This window comes from Streptomyces glaucus (assembly GCF_039533365.1).
Classification (GTDB): domain Bacteria; phylum Actinomycetota; class Actinomycetes; order Streptomycetales; family Streptomycetaceae; genus Streptomyces; species Streptomyces glaucus.
The window spans coordinates 49,224-63,758 of the sequence record NZ_BAAATK010000012.1 but is presented as its reverse complement, the minus strand read 5'-3'; the positions used below and the strand labels follow the sequence as shown (position 1 = coordinate 63,758).

General features: G+C 75.0%; 14 protein-coding genes. 6 read left to right on the top strand and 8 right to left on the bottom strand.

Annotation, left to right across the window (positions count from 1 at the left end):
- Positions 1–230 precede the first annotated feature (230 nt).
- On the top strand, positions 231–1,262 hold the full coding sequence (gene sepH / locus ABD363_RS11985; protein ID WP_344602450.1) for a septation protein SepH: 1,032 nt from the start codon (positions 231–233) through the stop codon (positions 1,260–1,262).
- A 152-nt stretch (positions 1,263–1,414) separates the two neighbouring features.
- On the opposite strand, the gene ABD363_RS11990 is transcribed toward sepH, so the two are convergent.
- The gene (locus ABD363_RS11990) at positions 1,415–2,266 is read right to left on the bottom strand and encodes a sulfurtransferase (protein WP_344602448.1); all 852 of its coding nucleotides are present in this window, start codon (positions 2,264–2,266) and stop codon (positions 1,415–1,417) included.
- Positions 2,267–2,558: 292 nt separating this feature from the next.
- Here ABD363_RS11990 and ABD363_RS11995 point away from each other — a divergent pair, with 292 nt between their 5' ends.
- The gene (locus ABD363_RS11995; RefSeq protein WP_344602446.1) at positions 2,559–3,389 is read left to right on the top strand and encodes a VOC family protein; all 831 of its coding nucleotides are present in this window, start codon (positions 2,559–2,561) and stop codon (positions 3,387–3,389) included.
- Between the two features lie 328 nt (positions 3,390–3,717).
- Here the strand turns inward: ABD363_RS11995 and ABD363_RS12000 are convergent, their stop codons facing one another.
- Positions 3,718–4,230, bottom strand: coding sequence for an ATP-binding protein (locus ABD363_RS12000; RefSeq protein ID WP_344602444.1), 513 nt, complete (start codon positions 4,228–4,230; stop codon positions 3,718–3,720).
- A gap of 151 nt (positions 4,231–4,381) precedes the next feature.
- Between ABD363_RS12000 and ABD363_RS12005 the strand changes: the two genes are divergently transcribed.
- The 3 genes from ABD363_RS12005 (at position 4,382) to ABD363_RS12015 (ending at position 6,657) form a co-directional block, all read left to right on the top strand.
- Positions 4,382–5,317: a helix-turn-helix domain-containing protein gene (locus ABD363_RS12005; protein WP_344602442.1), complete on the top strand. Its 936-nt coding sequence runs from the start codon at positions 4,382–4,384 to the stop codon at positions 5,315–5,317.
- A complete protein-coding gene (locus tag ABD363_RS12010) occupies positions 5,314–5,529 on the top strand; it encodes a DUF397 domain-containing protein (protein WP_344602440.1) in 216 nt (71 codons plus the stop codon). The genes ABD363_RS12005 and ABD363_RS12010 overlap by 4 nt, the downstream gene beginning before the upstream one ends.
- Positions 5,530–5,781: 252 nt before the next feature.
- Positions 5,782–6,657, top strand: a complete 876-nt coding sequence (locus ABD363_RS12015) for a PhzF family phenazine biosynthesis protein (protein ID WP_344602438.1) — start codon at positions 5,782–5,784, stop codon at positions 6,655–6,657.
- 24 nt (positions 6,658–6,681) lie between these two features.
- Here ABD363_RS12015 and ABD363_RS12020 read toward each other — a convergent pair whose 3' ends face one another.
- The 4 genes from ABD363_RS12020 to ABD363_RS12035 form a co-directional block, all read right to left on the bottom strand.
- Entirely contained in the window at positions 6,682–7,332 is a 651-nt protein-coding gene (locus tag ABD363_RS12020; protein WP_344602436.1) for a thymidine kinase, read from the bottom strand.
- 44 nt (positions 7,333–7,376) lie between these two features.
- The gene (locus ABD363_RS12025; RefSeq protein ID WP_344602434.1) at positions 7,377–8,621 is read right to left on the bottom strand and encodes an alkaline phosphatase family protein; all 1,245 of its coding nucleotides are present in this window, start codon (positions 8,619–8,621) and stop codon (positions 7,377–7,379) included.
- The gene (locus tag ABD363_RS12030) at positions 8,621–9,208 is read right to left on the bottom strand and encodes a DUF5998 family protein (RefSeq protein ID WP_344602432.1); all 588 of its coding nucleotides are present in this window, start codon (positions 9,206–9,208) and stop codon (positions 8,621–8,623) included. Before ABD363_RS12030 ends, ABD363_RS12025 begins: the two co-directional genes overlap by 1 nt.
- 95 nt (positions 9,209–9,303) lie before the next feature.
- Complete coding sequence (locus ABD363_RS12035) at positions 9,304–12,144, bottom strand: bifunctional acetate--CoA ligase family protein/GNAT family N-acetyltransferase (RefSeq protein WP_344602430.1); 2,841 nt, start codon at positions 12,142–12,144, stop codon at positions 9,304–9,306.
- A gap of 176 nt (positions 12,145–12,320) precedes the next feature.
- Here ABD363_RS12035 and ABD363_RS12040 point away from each other — a divergent pair, with 176 nt between their 5' ends.
- Positions 12,321–12,602: an HPr family phosphocarrier protein gene (locus tag ABD363_RS12040; RefSeq protein ID WP_344602428.1), complete on the top strand. Its 282-nt coding sequence runs from the start codon at positions 12,321–12,323 to the stop codon at positions 12,600–12,602.
- 202 nt (positions 12,603–12,804) lie between these two features.
- Here ABD363_RS12040 and ABD363_RS12045 read toward each other — a convergent pair whose 3' ends face one another.
- Together ABD363_RS12045 and ABD363_RS12050 are read right to left on the bottom strand one after the other, a co-directional pair.
- The gene (locus ABD363_RS12045; RefSeq protein WP_344602426.1) at positions 12,805–13,500 is read right to left on the bottom strand and encodes a GntR family transcriptional regulator; all 696 of its coding nucleotides are present in this window, start codon (positions 13,498–13,500) and stop codon (positions 12,805–12,807) included.
- 270 nt (positions 13,501–13,770) lie between these two features.
- Positions 13,771–14,523, bottom strand: coding sequence for a M23 family metallopeptidase (locus tag ABD363_RS12050; protein WP_344602424.1), 753 nt, complete (start codon positions 14,521–14,523; stop codon positions 13,771–13,773).
- Positions 14,524–14,535 lie beyond the last annotated feature (12 nt).

Sequence of the window (14,535 nt, the reverse complement as noted above, 5' to 3'; positions counted from 1 at the left end):
GTGCGCAGGACCCGAACGGACCGCCGGAAGGGGGCTAGGTGCACAGGGTGACGGAGTTGGTCACTTAGCGTGGCGAACAGGTAACCGTGCCATAACGGCGATCCAGGGCCCGCGCCCGACACGCCGGGCAACTCGGCAAGGTTGTGGCAGGCTGCACCCGGGCAGGCCACACTCGACTAGCGGAAGCAGCGACGCACGTGACGTCGGCAGGCACCACCCGGGAGGTCCCCATGCCCGAACTGCGTGTCGTGGCCGTCTCGAATGACGGCACACGGCTGGTGCTGAAGGCTGCGGACTCAACGGAGTACACGCTTCCGATCGACGAACGCCTCCGCGCCGCCGTACGCGGCGACCGTCCCCGCCTCGGCCAGATCGAGATCGAGGTGGAGAGCCATCTCCGCCCCCGCGACATCCAGGCACGGATACGTGCGGGCGCGACGGCGGAGGAAGTCGCCCAGATGGCCGGCATCCCCGTCGATCGCGTACGCCGTTTCGAGGGCCCCGTGCTGGCCGAGCGCGCCTTCATGGCCGAGCGGGCCCGCAAGACCCCGGTCCGCCGCCCCGGCGAGAACTCCGGCCCGCCGCTCGGCGAGGCCGTCCAGGAGCGGCTGCTGCTGCGCGGCGCCGAGAAGGACACCGTCCAGTGGGACTCCTGGCGCCGCGACGACGGCACCTGGGAAGTCCTGCTGGTCTACCGCGTCGCGGGCGAACCGCACTCGGCGAGCTGGACGTACGACCCGCCCCGGCGGCTGGTCCAGGCCGTCGACGACGAGGCGCGCGCGCTGATCGGCGAGTCCGACGACCTCGCCGCGCCGGAGCCCAGCTTTCCGTTCGTGCCGCGCATCGCCCGGCTGCCGCGCGAGCGGACGCTGGACCGGTCCCACGACCGGGAGCGGCCGACCCTGCCGGCGCAGAGCCCCGAGCCGGCCGAGGAGAGCACGGACGAACGGGACTCGCTGACCAGCCTGCTGGAGGCGGTGCCGAACTTCCGGGGCGATCTGGTGGTCCCCGAGCGCTCCCCGGAGTCCGTGGAGGAGCCCGACGAGGAGGCCGTGGAGGAGGAGCCCCCGGCGCCCGCCGCCTCGGCCGGCGCCGCCTACGCCGACGTGCTCATGCCGCGCTCCGTCGGCAGTCACCGCGACCGGCTCGTCGGCGCCACCGACCGCCAGGCCGAGGCCGACGGCGTCCGCCCGGGCCGCCGGGCGGCCGTCCCGAGCTGGGACGAGATCGTCTTCGGGACGCGCCGCAAGAAGCAGGAGTAGAGGGCCGTACGAGGAGGAGGGTCCGCGCCGTCGGGTGCGGGCCCTCACGCCGTCCTGTGCGACGCCCGTTCCCGCGGACCGGGGCCGGGCCCGCGGCGCCGCCCGCCGTGGGCCGGGTGCCGGCCCACGCACCGCGCCGTACGCGGCACCGGCTACTGCGGATCGGGCCCCACGGCGACCGGTCGCGACGGGTCCGCCGACCACTCCGACCACGAGCCCACGTACAGCGCGGCCGGAAGGCCCGCCACGGCCAGCGCCAGCACCTCGTGCGCCGCGGAGACGCCCGAACCGCAGTACACGCCGACCTCCGTGCCGTCGGACACTCCCAGCTCCCGGAAACGCGCGCGGAGTTCCTCCGCGGGCCGGAACCGCCCGTCCGCCCCCACGTTGTCGGTCGTCGGCGCGGAGACGGCACCCGGGATGTGGCCCCCGACCGGGTCGATCGGCTCCACCTCGCCCCGGTACCGCTCCCCCGCGCGCGCGTCGAGCAGCACTCCGGACCGCGCCAGCGCCGCGGCCCCGTCGGCGTCCAGCAGCCCGGTGGCCCCCGGCGCCGGCTCGAAGTCCCCCTGGGCGGGCGTCGGCACCGATGTCTCCAGAGGCCCCTCCCAGGCCGTCAACCCGCCGTCGAGAACCCTCACGTCCGGGTGACCCGTCCAGCGCAGCAGCCACCAGGCGCGGGCCGCCGCCCAGCCCTGCCCGCCGTCGTACACCACCACCGGCCTCCCGGACGACACGCCCGCCCGGCGCATCGCGGCGCCGAACCCGGCGACGTCGGGCAGCGGATGCCGTCCGCCCGCACCGGGCGGGGAGGCCAGTTCCCGGTCCAGGTCGACGAAGACCGCCCCGGGGATGTGCCCGGCCCCGTACGCGGCGCGGCCGTCGAACGACGGCTCCCCGGCCGCCTTGGGGACGCTCAGCTGCCAGCGGACGTCGAGCAGGACGGGCGGGTCGCCCGCCGCCAGAGCGCTCGCGAGTTCGGATGCGGAGATGATGGCGTTCATGGCCACCATCCTCGCGCACGGGGTGGCCGACTCGTCCGTGTCCGGCTACTCTGCCCGCCGAGCGGCTCCGGTCACCGGCCGTACGGGACCGTACACATGATGTAAGGACGGTCGGCGTCCGTCAGCCGTCGCGCGGAGATGAACACGGAACCGCACACCAGGCGTCTTCCGGGCAGGGGCCGTCCCTCGGGGCGCGCCGGAAGCGCGCCGCACCACGGCCGGCACGGGCATCGGCACGGGGGGCGGAGCGGAAGCGACACGGCCACCGCGAGAGGCCGGGGAGAGAGTGACCATGACCGACGCACGGGGGCCGGCCCGCCCGGACGGCGAGCGGCCCGCCCGGCACGCGCCCGGCACGCCCTGCTGGGTGAGCCTGACGGTGCGCGGACCGGCCGCGGCCCAGGAGTTCTACGGGGCGCTGTTCGGCTGGGAGTTCCGGGCGGGCCCCCAGCGGCTCGGCCCCTGCCTGCGGGCCCTGCTCGACGGTCACGAGGTGGCCGGCATCGGCCGCCTGCCCCCGGACCGGCGCCTGCCGGTCGCCTGGACGCCCCACTTCGCCTCGGACGAGGTGGACGTGACGGCCGGGAGGGCACGGCTGTGCGGCGGCACGATCGGGGTGGGCCCGCTGGACGTCCCCGGCGCGGGGCGTCTGGCGATCTGCTCGGACCCGGCCGGCGCGGTCTTCGGCATCCGGCGGGCGGCGCCCTGCCCCGGCCCGTCCGTCGCGGGCGGGCCCGGCGCCCCCGCCTGGAACGAGCTGCTGACCTTCGAGGCCGAGAGCGTCGCCAAGTTCTACCGGACGGTGTTCGGTTTCGCGCAGGAGCCGGTGGTCCGCGCCGATCCCGACTACGTGACCCTCCATCTGGACGGCCGCCCCGTCGCCGGGATCCGCGGCGTGGGCAGCGCCCTGCCCCGCGACCGGGGTCCGCACTGGATGACGTACTTCGAGGTGACCGACGCGGACGACGCCGTGGCACGCCTCGTCCACCTGGGCGGCCACGTCCTCGGGCCGCTCCGGGACGGCGCCCGCGGGCGGGTGGCCCTGGTGGCGGACCCGGAGGGGGCGCGGTTCTCGCTGCTGCAGCGCCCCGAGGCCGTCCCCGCGGGCCGCTCGGGAGGGTGAGACCGTCCGGTCCCTTCGGCCGACCCGGGTGTCTCGCCCGCTCCCTCGCCGGGGGCGTCCCGGCCTCACCGCCCTCCCAGCCCCGGGGCGCGCCGGCGGGAGGGGGAGCACCGGCAGGCGCCGGGGCAGCGGGGCCGCCGGGATGCCTGTCGGCGAGGGGAACCGCAGAGGTCGGCGCGGCTCCTGCCGTGCGGAAGGACCGGTGGCCCTGGCTGTCGCCTTCCTCATGGGCAGGCGACTTGTGGACGCGTCGGATCGCCGGCCGGTCACCTGGCACGGGCCGTGCGCTCCGCGCTCGCCCGGTCCGCTCCGGGTGGTCCGGGCGGGTTCACCGCCGGGACCGTGCCGGGAACGCGTACTCCGCCCAGACGGTCTTGCCGGGACCGTCCGGGCACGGGTGCCAGTCCCAGCGGGCCGCGAGCCGCGACACGAGGAGCAGCCCGCGGCCGGCCTCCTCGGGGCCGGCGGCGTCCTCGGGGGCGGCGGGGCGGCGGGGGTGGCGTTCGGCACGGGTGTCGGTGACCTCGACGCGTACGGTGCGGCCGTCGGGGGCGGCGTGCAGGCGGAGGAGGAAATCCCGGCCGGGGACGTGCCCGTGGCGCACGGCGTTCGAGGTGAGCTCGGCGACGATCAGCACGATCGCGTCGTGCGGGTCGGTGCCGTACGGGACGCCCCCCGCGTCCAGGCGGACGGCGGCGAGGCGGCGGGCGAGGCGCGCTCCGCGGGGCGTGGAGGTGAAGCGCATCTCGAAGGTGAGGTCCGGCGGCAAGGGCGCCTTCGAGGGGGCACTGGAGGCGGCGGGCCGGGTGGCGCCGACGGGATCGGCGGGTTTCGTCGTCATGCCCCTCACGCTCCCGTCGGTCGCGCAGCGTCACCAGCGGTGACGCGGTGACAGGGGGCGGTTGTACGCGCACCGTCCGCGCGAGTACGAGCCGCGTGCCGTGACGGCGTCCCTCGCGGGGGCGTTGAGCGAGGAGAGGCGGTGGTTGGTCATGACGGAGCGCGAGGACGCGGTGGCGGGGGCCGAGGCGGTTCCCGGGGAGCGCGGCGACGGCGGAGCGGGAGCGTTCGTGAGCCTCGGGGACGGCTGGGACCACGGCGACGGAGCCGGGCGGCGGCCGGAGGACGAGGCGGGGAAAGGGGTCGTCGTCGCGTTCGGGCAGACCATGAAGACGCTGCGGCTGCGGGAGGGGCTGGAGCGCGAGGAGTTCGGGCGGCGGCTCGGGTACTCGGCGTCCACGATCGCGTCGTTCGAGCAGGGGCGGCGGATTCCGTCACCGAGGACGATCGAGCGGGCCGACGAGGTGCTGGGGGCGGGCGGGTTGCTGTGCCTGTGGAAGGAGCAGGTGGAGCGGGCCCAGTATCCGGTGTTCTTCCAGGGGATGGCGGCTCTGGAGAAGGAATGTCTTGAGCTGCTCATGTACGACACCCACGTCGTCAACGGGCTGCTCCAGACCGAGGAGTACATGAGAGCGCTGCTCGCGATGCGGCGTCCGCCCCTGAACCCGGAAACGGTCGAGCAGCGGGTAACTGCTCGGCTGGCCCGGCAGGACATCTTCGACCGGCGGCCTGCCCCACTGTTGAGCTTCGTGATGGATGAGGCGGTGCTGCGGCATCGGTACGGCGGCACGGAAGTGCTGCGGGGACAACTGGAGTTCATTCTCCTCATCGGCCAGAAGCAGAACGTCGAGATCCAGGTCATGCCGACCGAGTGTGAGGAGAACGCAGGCGTGAACGGGCCGTTCACGGTCGTCACCCGGAAAGACGGCAAGAAGTTCGTCTACACCGAGACGCACGCGACCAGTGCTCTTGAGACCGACCCAGAACAGACGGTTCTCGCAGCCGCACGCTATGGGATCATCCGATCACAGGCTCTCAGTCCGCGAGAGTCGATGAAGTTCGTCGAAGAGTTGCTGGGGGCGCTATGAACGACGCCGAGTCCTCGACCGCCGCATCCGGCCTCGTCTGGTTCAAGAGCAGCTACAGCGGAACCGAGGGCGGTCAATGTGTGGAGGTCGCAGCCGGTTCGGCTGCTGTGCATGTCCGTGACTCCAAGGCCGCCGCCGGGCCCGTCGTCACGGTGTCGCGTGCGGCGTGGGCGGGGTTCGTCGGGCTGGCCTCGTCGGAGCGGTGCGTCTGACGCTCGTACGGTCGCGGGAGCCGCGAGGACCTCGTCGCCCATGGGCGAGCGGGCCGTGCCGTGGCCGGTGACGGCGCCGTGGTCCCCCGCCGCGGCGAATCCCTCCGGACCGGGGACGAACTGCGCCCGGGCGGCGACGAGTTCGCCTTCGGCGACTGGAGCGGGCCGCCGCGCCGGCCCGTCGCGGGCGCCCGTTTCCGTCTCCGCCCGTGTCCGGGAATAGGCGTGGGTTCACCCCGCGTTGCCGCGAGCATGACGACGAACGCGCCGCGGCCCGAGGTGCTGCGCTACACCGCCTTCTCCGGTGACCCCGCCGGCGGGAACCCCGCCGGTGTCGTCCTGGACGCCACCGGCCTGGACGACGGTGACATGCTGGCCATCGCCGCCGGCCTCGGGTACTCGGAGTCCGCGTTCCTGACCGCGCCCCCGGAGGGCCTCGACGGCCGGGAGGGGCGGGCGTACGGCATCCGCTACTTCAGTCCCAAGGCCGAGGTGCCGTTCTGCGGGCACGCCACGGTCGCGACCGCCGTCGCGCTCGCCGAGCGGATCGGCCCCGGGGAGCTGGTGTTCGCGACCCGCGCCGGCACCGTGCCGGTGGAGGTGACCGAAGAGGGCGGGACGCTCCGGGCCACGCTCACCAGCGTCGAGCCGCACATCGAGGAGATCGCCGGCGCCGACCTCGACGAGGCGCTCGCCGCGCTCGGCTGGCCGGCCGCCGACCTCGATCCGGCCTTCCCGCCGCGCATCGCGTTCGCCGGCGCCCGCCATCTCGTCCTCGCGGCGGCGACGCGCGCCCGGCTCGCGGATCTCGCGTACGACTTCGCGCGCCTCGAAGCCCTGATGCACCGACTGGACCTGACCACGGTCCAGCTGGTGTGGCGGGAGTCGGCCACCGTCTTCCACGTCCGTGACCCGTTCCCCGTCGGCGGCGTGGTCGAGGACCCGGCGACCGGCGCGGCGGCCGCCGCGTTCGGCGCGTACGCCCGCGAGTTCGGCCTGGTCCCCGAGGACGCCGTCCTCACCCTGCACCAGGGTGAGGACCTGGGCCGCCCCGGCGAACTCACGGTGACGCTGCGCGCGGGCGACCCGCGCGTCCGCGTCGGCGGCGCGGGAACCCGCATCGGCTGAGCGGCGGCCGCCGCCCGAGCGGGGTCAGGCCGGAGCCACGGGCAGGACGTCCGGGGACAGCGCCGCGGCGCGGGCCGTCGCCGCCGTCATGCGGCGCCGGTGGTGCCGCCGGCACAGCACCTCGTAACCGACCTCGTCCGCGGACTGGTTGACGTCGCCGACGACCACCTGGGCGCCCTCGACGACCATGACGCCGCCTATCGTGCGGGCGTTGTGCGTGGCGCGGGCGCCGCACCAGCACAGCGCCTCGACCTGCAGGACCTCGACCCGGTCGGCCAGTTCGACCAGCCGCTGGGAGCCGGGGAACAGCTTGGAGCGGAAGTCGGTGGTGATGCCGAAGGCGTAGACGTCGAGTTCCAGGTCGTCGACCACGCGCGCGAGCTGGTCGATCTGCTCCGGCGTCAGGAACTGCGCCTCGTCCGCGATCACGTAGTCCGCACGCCCGCCCTGCGAGAGGTGGTCGACGAGATACGCGTACAGGTCCGTGTCGTCCTCGACCTCCACCGCGTCGGTGACCAGGCCGAGGCGGGAGGAGAGCTTGCCCTCGCCCGCGCGGTCGTTCCGCGTGAAGATCATGCCCGTCAGGCCGCGCGCCGAACGGTTGTGCTCGATCTGGAGAGCCAGCGTCGACTTCCCGCAGTCCATCGTTCCGGAGAAGAACACCAGCTCGGGCATGGGGGGATGAGCACCTTTCGGCAGCGGACGGCAGGGGGACGGGGTCAGGGGCGTACTTCGAGCAGGGGGACCAGCTGCTCGGCAGGGGTCATCGAGCCGTGGTTGCCGGTCATCGCCGACTCCTTCGGCTCCCGCTCCGACGCGATGATCAGCACGTCGTCCCGCGCGGCGGCGACCACGTCGCCGATCCGGCCGTACACCCGCTCGTCGACGGAGGGGCCGAACCAGCCCGCCGCGATCGCCTCGTCCCGCGAGGCCACCCAGAACTGCTCGCCGAGCACCTCGCGCCAGCAGGTCAGGACGTCGTTCTCGGCGCCCGGCAGCGCGTAGACGTGCCGCGCGCGCCCCTCGCCGCCCAGCAGGGCGACCCCGGCGCGCAGCTCCCAGTCCTCGTCGAAGTCGATGCGGTGCTGCTCGTCGAAGGGCACGTCGATCATGCCGTGGTCGGCGGTGACGTAGAGCGCGCTGCGCGGCGGCAGTTGCTCGGCCAGGCGCTGGACCAGCCGGTCGACGTGGCCGAGCTGGCCGCGCCAGGCGTCGGAGTCCACGCCGAAGCGGTGGCCGGCGCCGTCGACCTCGGCGTAGTACGTGTAGACCAGGGAACGGTCGGCGGCGGCCAGTTGCTCGGCCGCGAGGTCCACGCGGTCCTCGCCGGACAGCCGCCCGAGGAACGTCCCGCCGCTGAGCGCGACCTTGGTCAGCGGGGTGTTCTCGAACGCCGGGGAGGTGACCTGGGCGGCGTGCACCCCGGCGCGCTGCGCGAGCTGGAAGACCGTGGGGTGGGGCTGCCAGGCGCTCGGCTCCGTCCACGGCTGCCAGCGCAGCTGGTTCATCAGCTCGCCGGTGGCCGGGTCCCGCACGGTGTAGCCGGGCAGGCCGTGCGCGCCGGGCGGCAGGCCGGTGCCGACGGAGGCGAGGGAGGTCGCGGTGGTGGCCGGGTAGCCGGCGGTGAGCGGACGTCCGGTGCCGCCGCGCGAGGTGGCCAGCAGGGACGTCATGAAGGGGGCGTCCTCGGGATGTGCCCGCAGCTGCTCCCAGCCGAGGCCGTCGATCAGGAAGACGCAGGCGCGGTCGACGGGGGTCAGCTCCGGGATCGCGGCGGTCGTGCCGGGGACGCCCATGCCGGCGGCGAGCGTGGGCAGCAGATCGGCGAGCGAGCCGGTGCCGTACTCGGGGCGGGGCGCGGAGTCGACGGGGAGCGGTTCCGGGTGGTCCCAGGCGGGATCCGCGGGGGCGGGCACGGAGCGGCCCCGGTCGTGGGCGGCGGGGGGAGAGGACGGGTGGGACATCAGCGCGCGCTGTCCGCGGTCGCCTCGGAGAGCGCCTGGGCGAAGGCGAGGGCCTGGCGCACGGTCTCCGGGCCGTCCCCGGCCTCGCTGACGCGCAGGCTGAGGTCGTCGGCCGTGGAGCTGCCCGTGTAGCCGTGGTCGGCCTCGCAGTTGGGGTCGCCGCAGGCGGCCGGTTCCAGATCGATGCGGGAGACGGCGCCCCAGCCGATGGTCAGCACCACCTCGCGCGGCAGCGTGCCCGGCCGGTACTGCTCCGGGTTGGCGACCACGCGGCTGACGACGATGGAGGAGATCCGGCCGAGCTTCACGGACTCGGTGGACGTCGTCGCGTACGGCGTCGGGGAGGTGTCGTCCGCGGCCTGCTCGTCGGTGTGGCTGACGATGAAGCGGTGGTCGGTGAGGACCAGCACCGTCACGTGCCGCCGCACCTCGTTCTGGTCGAACGTCGTCTCCTGGTGGACCAGGTACGACCGGATGGGCTCGCCGCCCACGGCGGTCTCCACCGCCTCGGCCACGAGGGCCGGGTAGTAGCCGCTGCGCTCGATCGCCGCACGCAGCTCCTGGGTCGTCGTACTGGTCTTGGCCATGCCGTCCATCCTACGGGGGCGCACCGACTGCGAGGCACCGGTCACGGTCGCCCCCGCGCGGGGCCGCCCGCACGCGGCCGTCCCCGTGGAGCGGCTCAGTACGCCGGGAGCGTGCGCGGGCCGAGGTCGTCGCGGGCGGGCGGCGGGGCCAGGCGCACGGAGGCGCCGAGCACGCTCAGGCCCTGCGGGGCGACCACGACCGGCTCCAGGGTGACCGCGACGACCTCGGGGTGGTCGTCGACCAGCCGGGACACGCGCAGCAGCAGTTCCTCCAGGGCGGGCGTGTCCACGGGGGCCGAACCGCGCCAGCCGAACAGCAGCGGCGCCGTCCGGATCGAGCGGACCAGCGCGGCCGCGTCCCGGTCCGTGACCGGGATCAGCCGGTGCGCCGTGTCCCCGAGCAGCTGCGAGGCGGCCCCGGCCAGCCCGAAGGAGAGCACCGCCCCGGCCGCCGGGTCGATGACGGCCCGCACCACGGTGTCGACGCCGCGCGGCGCCATCCTCTGCACCACCGGCCGCACCTCCTGCGGCCTGCCGAACAGATCGGTCAACTCGGCGTACGAACGCCGCAGTTGTTCCTCGTCGGCCAGGTCCAGGCGGACGCCGCCGAGGTCGGCGCGGTGCCGCAGGTGCGGGGCGGTGGCCTTGAGGGCCACGGGGTAGCCGAGGGCGCGGGCGGCGGCCGCGGCGTCGTCGGGGGTGGGGGCGGGCAGGGCGCGGTGGACGTGGACGCCGTACCGGGCGAGCAGTTCGCAGGTCTCCTCCGTGCCAAGCGTGAGGCCCTGCCCGCGCGCGAGGAGTCCGCCGATCAGCGCCGCGGCCCCCTTCTCGTCGATGTCGTCGTACTCGGGCACCTTGCCGGGGTCGGCGGCCTCGCGGCGCCACTGGGCGTACTTGACGGCTTCGGCGAGGGCGCGGACGGCGCGTTCGGCGGCGGGGTAGGCGGGGATGAGGTGGGCGCCCTCGGGGGCCCGTACCGCGGCGGGCGGCCGCTCCCCGGGCCGGAGCGGGTGGCCGGGCGGGGTGCCGGGCGCGGGCTGGGGCGCGGTGCTCGCGGCGGCCGACAGGGCCTCGGCGAGCCCGCCGAGCTCCACGTGCACGACCAGGACCGGCTTGGCGGGGACCGCGGCGGCGGCCGACCGCAGGGCCTCCGCCAGCGCCGCGTCCTGGGCCGGGTCCTCCCTCACCGCGGGGATCGCGGTCACGACCACCGCGTCGCAGGTGTCGTCGGCGAGCGCGCGGGCGAGGGCCGCGCGGAAGTCCGCCGCCGAGGCCGCCGTGGTCAGGTCCAGCGGCGGGTGGGGGCGCAGGCCCTCGGCGAGGCAGGCGTCGTAGGTGAGCAGCCCGAGGGACTCGGAGTTGCCGAGGATCGCCACCCGGGGTCCGGCGGGCAGGGGCTGGCGGGCGAGCAGCAGGCCCGCGTCCACCAGTTCGGTGATGGTGTCCACCCGGATCACCCCGGCCTGCCGCAGCAGCGCGGAGACGGTGGCGTGCGGCAGCCGCGTCGCCCGTACGGTGTGGCCCTGGGGGGCGGTGCCGTGGCGCGCCCCCTGGACGACGACCAGCGGCTTCGCCGCCGCCGTGCGCCGCGCGAGGCGGGTGAACTTGCGCGGGTTGCCGATGGACTCCAGGTACATCAGCACGACGTCGGTGTCCGGGTCGTCGTACCAGTACTGGAGGACGTCGTTGCCGGACACGTCGGCCCGGTTGCCGGACGAGACGAAGGTCGACACGCCGGTGACGCCGGTGACCCCTCCCCCGCGCCGGTGCAGCCGGGACAGCAGGGCGACGCCGATGGCACCGGACTGGGCGAACAGCCCGATGCGTCCGGGGCGCGGCGTCTCGGGGGCGAGGGAGGCGTTGAGCCGCACCCGCGGGGAGGTGTTGATGATCCCGAAGGCGTTGGGCCCGATGATCCGCATGCCGTACGCGCGCGCGTGCCGCACCAGGGCGCGCTGGCGCTCGCGCCCCTCGGGACCGCTCTCGGCGTACCCGGCGGAGACCACGACGAGGCCCTGCACGCCGTGCTCGCCGCACTCGGCGACGACCGCGGGGACGTGCTCGGCCGGGACGGCGACCACCGCGAGGTCGACGGGCCCGTCGATGTCCCGCACCGAGCGGTGGGCGGGCACCCCGTCGAGCTCCTTCCACTCCTCGGGGAAGGCCCGGTTGACGGCGTACAGCCGGCCGGTGAAACCGGCGTCCCGGATGTTGCCGAGGATGCTGCGGCCCACGCCGCCGGGTGTGCGGCCGGCCCCGACGACGGCGACCGAGCCCGGCGCCAGCAGCCGCTGCACGGACCGCGCCTCGGCGCGCTGCTCGCGCGCGTACTGCACGGCCAGCGAGCGGCCGGTCGGTTCGAGGTCGAGCTCCAGGCGGACGACGCCGTCCTCGAAGCTGCGCTTCTGGGTGTACCCGGCGTCCGTGAACACCTTGATCATCCTGGTGTTGGCGGGCAGCACCTCGGCGGCGAAGCGGCGGATGCCGCGCTCCCGGGCGACGGCGGCGATGTGTTCGAGGAGGGCGGAGGCGACGCCGCGGCCCTGGTGGGCGTCCTGGACCAGGAAGGCGACCTCGGCCGTCTCGGACGGGGCGGGGCCGGCCGCGGACGGGTGGGCCGGCACGGCCGCGCCGCCGGCGCCGATCCGGTCGTAGCGTACGGTGGCGATGAACTCGCCGCCGACCGTGGCCGCGAGTCCCACCCGGTCCACGAAGTCGTGGTGCGTGAAGCGGTGGACGTCCTTGGCGGACAGGCGGGGGTAGGGCGCGAAGAAGCGGTAGTACTTCGACTCGTCCGACACCTGCTCGTAGAAGCTGACCAGCCGGTCCGCGTCGTCGACGGTGATGGGGCGGATGCGCGCGGTGCCGCCGTCGCGCAGCACCACGTCGGCCTCCCAGTGGGCGGGGTACTCGTGCCGGTCCGGCGAGGTCTGCATGGGCCCCAGCGTAAGGCTCGCGTCCGGCGACGGCGCGGGGCAGGCTGTGGGGGACGGAGGTCCGGGCCGAGGCCGCGGCCCGGCCGCCGCCCCGGAGGGACGCGCGTTCCTCCGGGCATGCTTCACGATATGGGAAACTGGTCTAGACAACCCTGAACACCGAAGGGCAGCAACACATGGCTGAGCGCCGCGTCAACGTCGGCTGGGCCGAGGGCCTCCACGCCCGCCCCGCCTCCATCTTCGTCCGGGCCGCCACGGCCGCAGGCGTCCCGGTGACGATCGCCAAGGCAGGCGGCACCCCCGTCAACGCGGCCTCCATGCTGGCCGTCCTGAGCCTGGGCGCCCAGGGCGGCGAGGAGATCGTCCTCGCGTCGGACGCCGAGGGCGCCGACACCGCCCTGGACCGGCTGGCGAAGCTGGTCTCCGAGGGCCTGGAGGAGCTCCCCGAGACCGTCTGACGCCCCTGCGCGGCTTTCGCGAGGCCGGCCGCGCACGGCCGGATTTCCGGCCGGCGGCGGGGACGCCGTCGATTCCGGGACGCCGTCCCGCACCCCCGAAGGGCTCGTCCGAATTACCGGGCAAGCCCTTCGGGTTTTTCATTTCCGGGCAGCAGGAACAATCCCCCCGGGAATTTCCTGCTCTTTGTATACGGCCTCCTTGTTAATGCCGCAGGCTCGGCATGTTTACGGGAGGTTGCGAGTTCCTCACACGCTCCGGACGGTCCGCGCCCGGGGCGAACCGCAGCCGGTGCGCGGCGGCCGCGCGCTCGTTGTGCAGCGCCGTCAGCGCCCGCGCGCGTTCGCCGTCGCCGCGCGCCACGGCGTCCACGATCGCCCCGTGCTCCGCCCAGGTCTCCACGGGTCCGGCGGGCGCCTGCACGGTGTACATCCAGGCGATCTTATGGCGCAGCTGGGTCAGCGTCGCGGTCAGGGCGGGGCTGCCGGAGGCCTGGGCGAGCGTCTCGTGGAACCAGCCGCCCAGGGAGCGCAGGTCCTCGCCGCCGCCCCGGCGGGCGCGCTCCTGGCCGATCCTGACCAGGCCGCGCAACACCTTCAGATGGGCCTCGGTGCGCCGCTGGGCGGCCCGGAAGGCGCCGAGCGGCTCCAGGAGCCCGCGCATCTCCAGCAGGTCGGCGGCCTCCTGCTCGGTGGGTTCCGCGACGCACGCGCCCGCGTGCCGCCGGGTCACCACGAAGCCCTCGGCCTCCAGGGTGCGCAGGGCCTCGCGCACGGGGACGCGCGAGACGCCGTAGCGGCGCGCGAGGAGTTCCTCGGTGAGGCGGCTGCCGCGCTCGTGGACACCCGCGACGATGTCGTCCCGGATGGCCGTGCACACCGAGTGCGCCGGAATACGCATGACCGACCTCCGCCTTAATCCCCGTGAAACGCCGACGATGGACGCGTGTTCCGTGACTCTATTGCAATGAGCCGGAATTTCCGACGGCGGCCCGGAAATCATGGATATTTTTTGGACATCCGGCCGTGCGGAACGCCGAAAGCCCCGGCTCGGGGAGCCGGGGCCTCGGGAAACGCGACCGTCCGCCGTCGGACGTTCACGAGAGCGTGCGGCGCCGGGCCCCGCGGGCGGGGCGTGCGGGGCCGGACCCCGTGCGCGGGGCGTACGGCGTCAGAGGTCCACGCCGTGCGAGCGGAGGTAGGCGACCGGGTCGATGTCGGAGCCGTACCCGGCGGCCGTGCGGGCCTCGAAGTGCAGGTGCGGCCCGGTGACGTTGCCGGTCGCGCCGGACAGGCCGATCCGCTGGCCCGGGAGCACCGCCTGGCCCACCGAGACGCCGATGGACGACAGGTGGCCGTACTGGGTGTACGTGCCGTCGTGCATCCTGATCACGACCTGGTTGCCGTACGCGCCGCCCCAGCCGGCCTCGACGACGGTGCCGGCGCCGACCGCCTGGACGGGGGTGCCGCCGGCCGCGTGGAAGTCGACGCCGGTGTGGGTGCCGGAGGACCAGACGGCGCCGCCGGCCCGGTAGCCGGTGGAGACGTAGGAGCCGGCGATGGGCGGCACGTAGGTGTTCAGGCGCTTGCGCTCGGCCTCGCGGGCGGCGCGCTCCTTGGCCTCGCGCGCCTTCTTCGCCGCCTCGGCCGCCTCCTTGCGCGCGATCCGGGCGGCCCGCTGCTCGGCGGCGGCCTCCTCGGCGGCCTGCTTCTGGGCGGCGGCCTGGGCCTCGATCTGGTCGGCCAAGGACTCCCCGAGGGCGAGGACGGGGGTGAGGCCGGTCTGCTCGGCGGCGAGGGCGGGGGCCGCGGCGGCGCCGATGACACCGGTGGTGGTGAGGGCCGCGACGCCCGCCGCGCGGGCGGTGGTGCGGTGCGTCCGGCCGGAACGGCGGTGCTTCCCGGTGGCGCGGGTGAACGCCATGAAGTGTGCTGG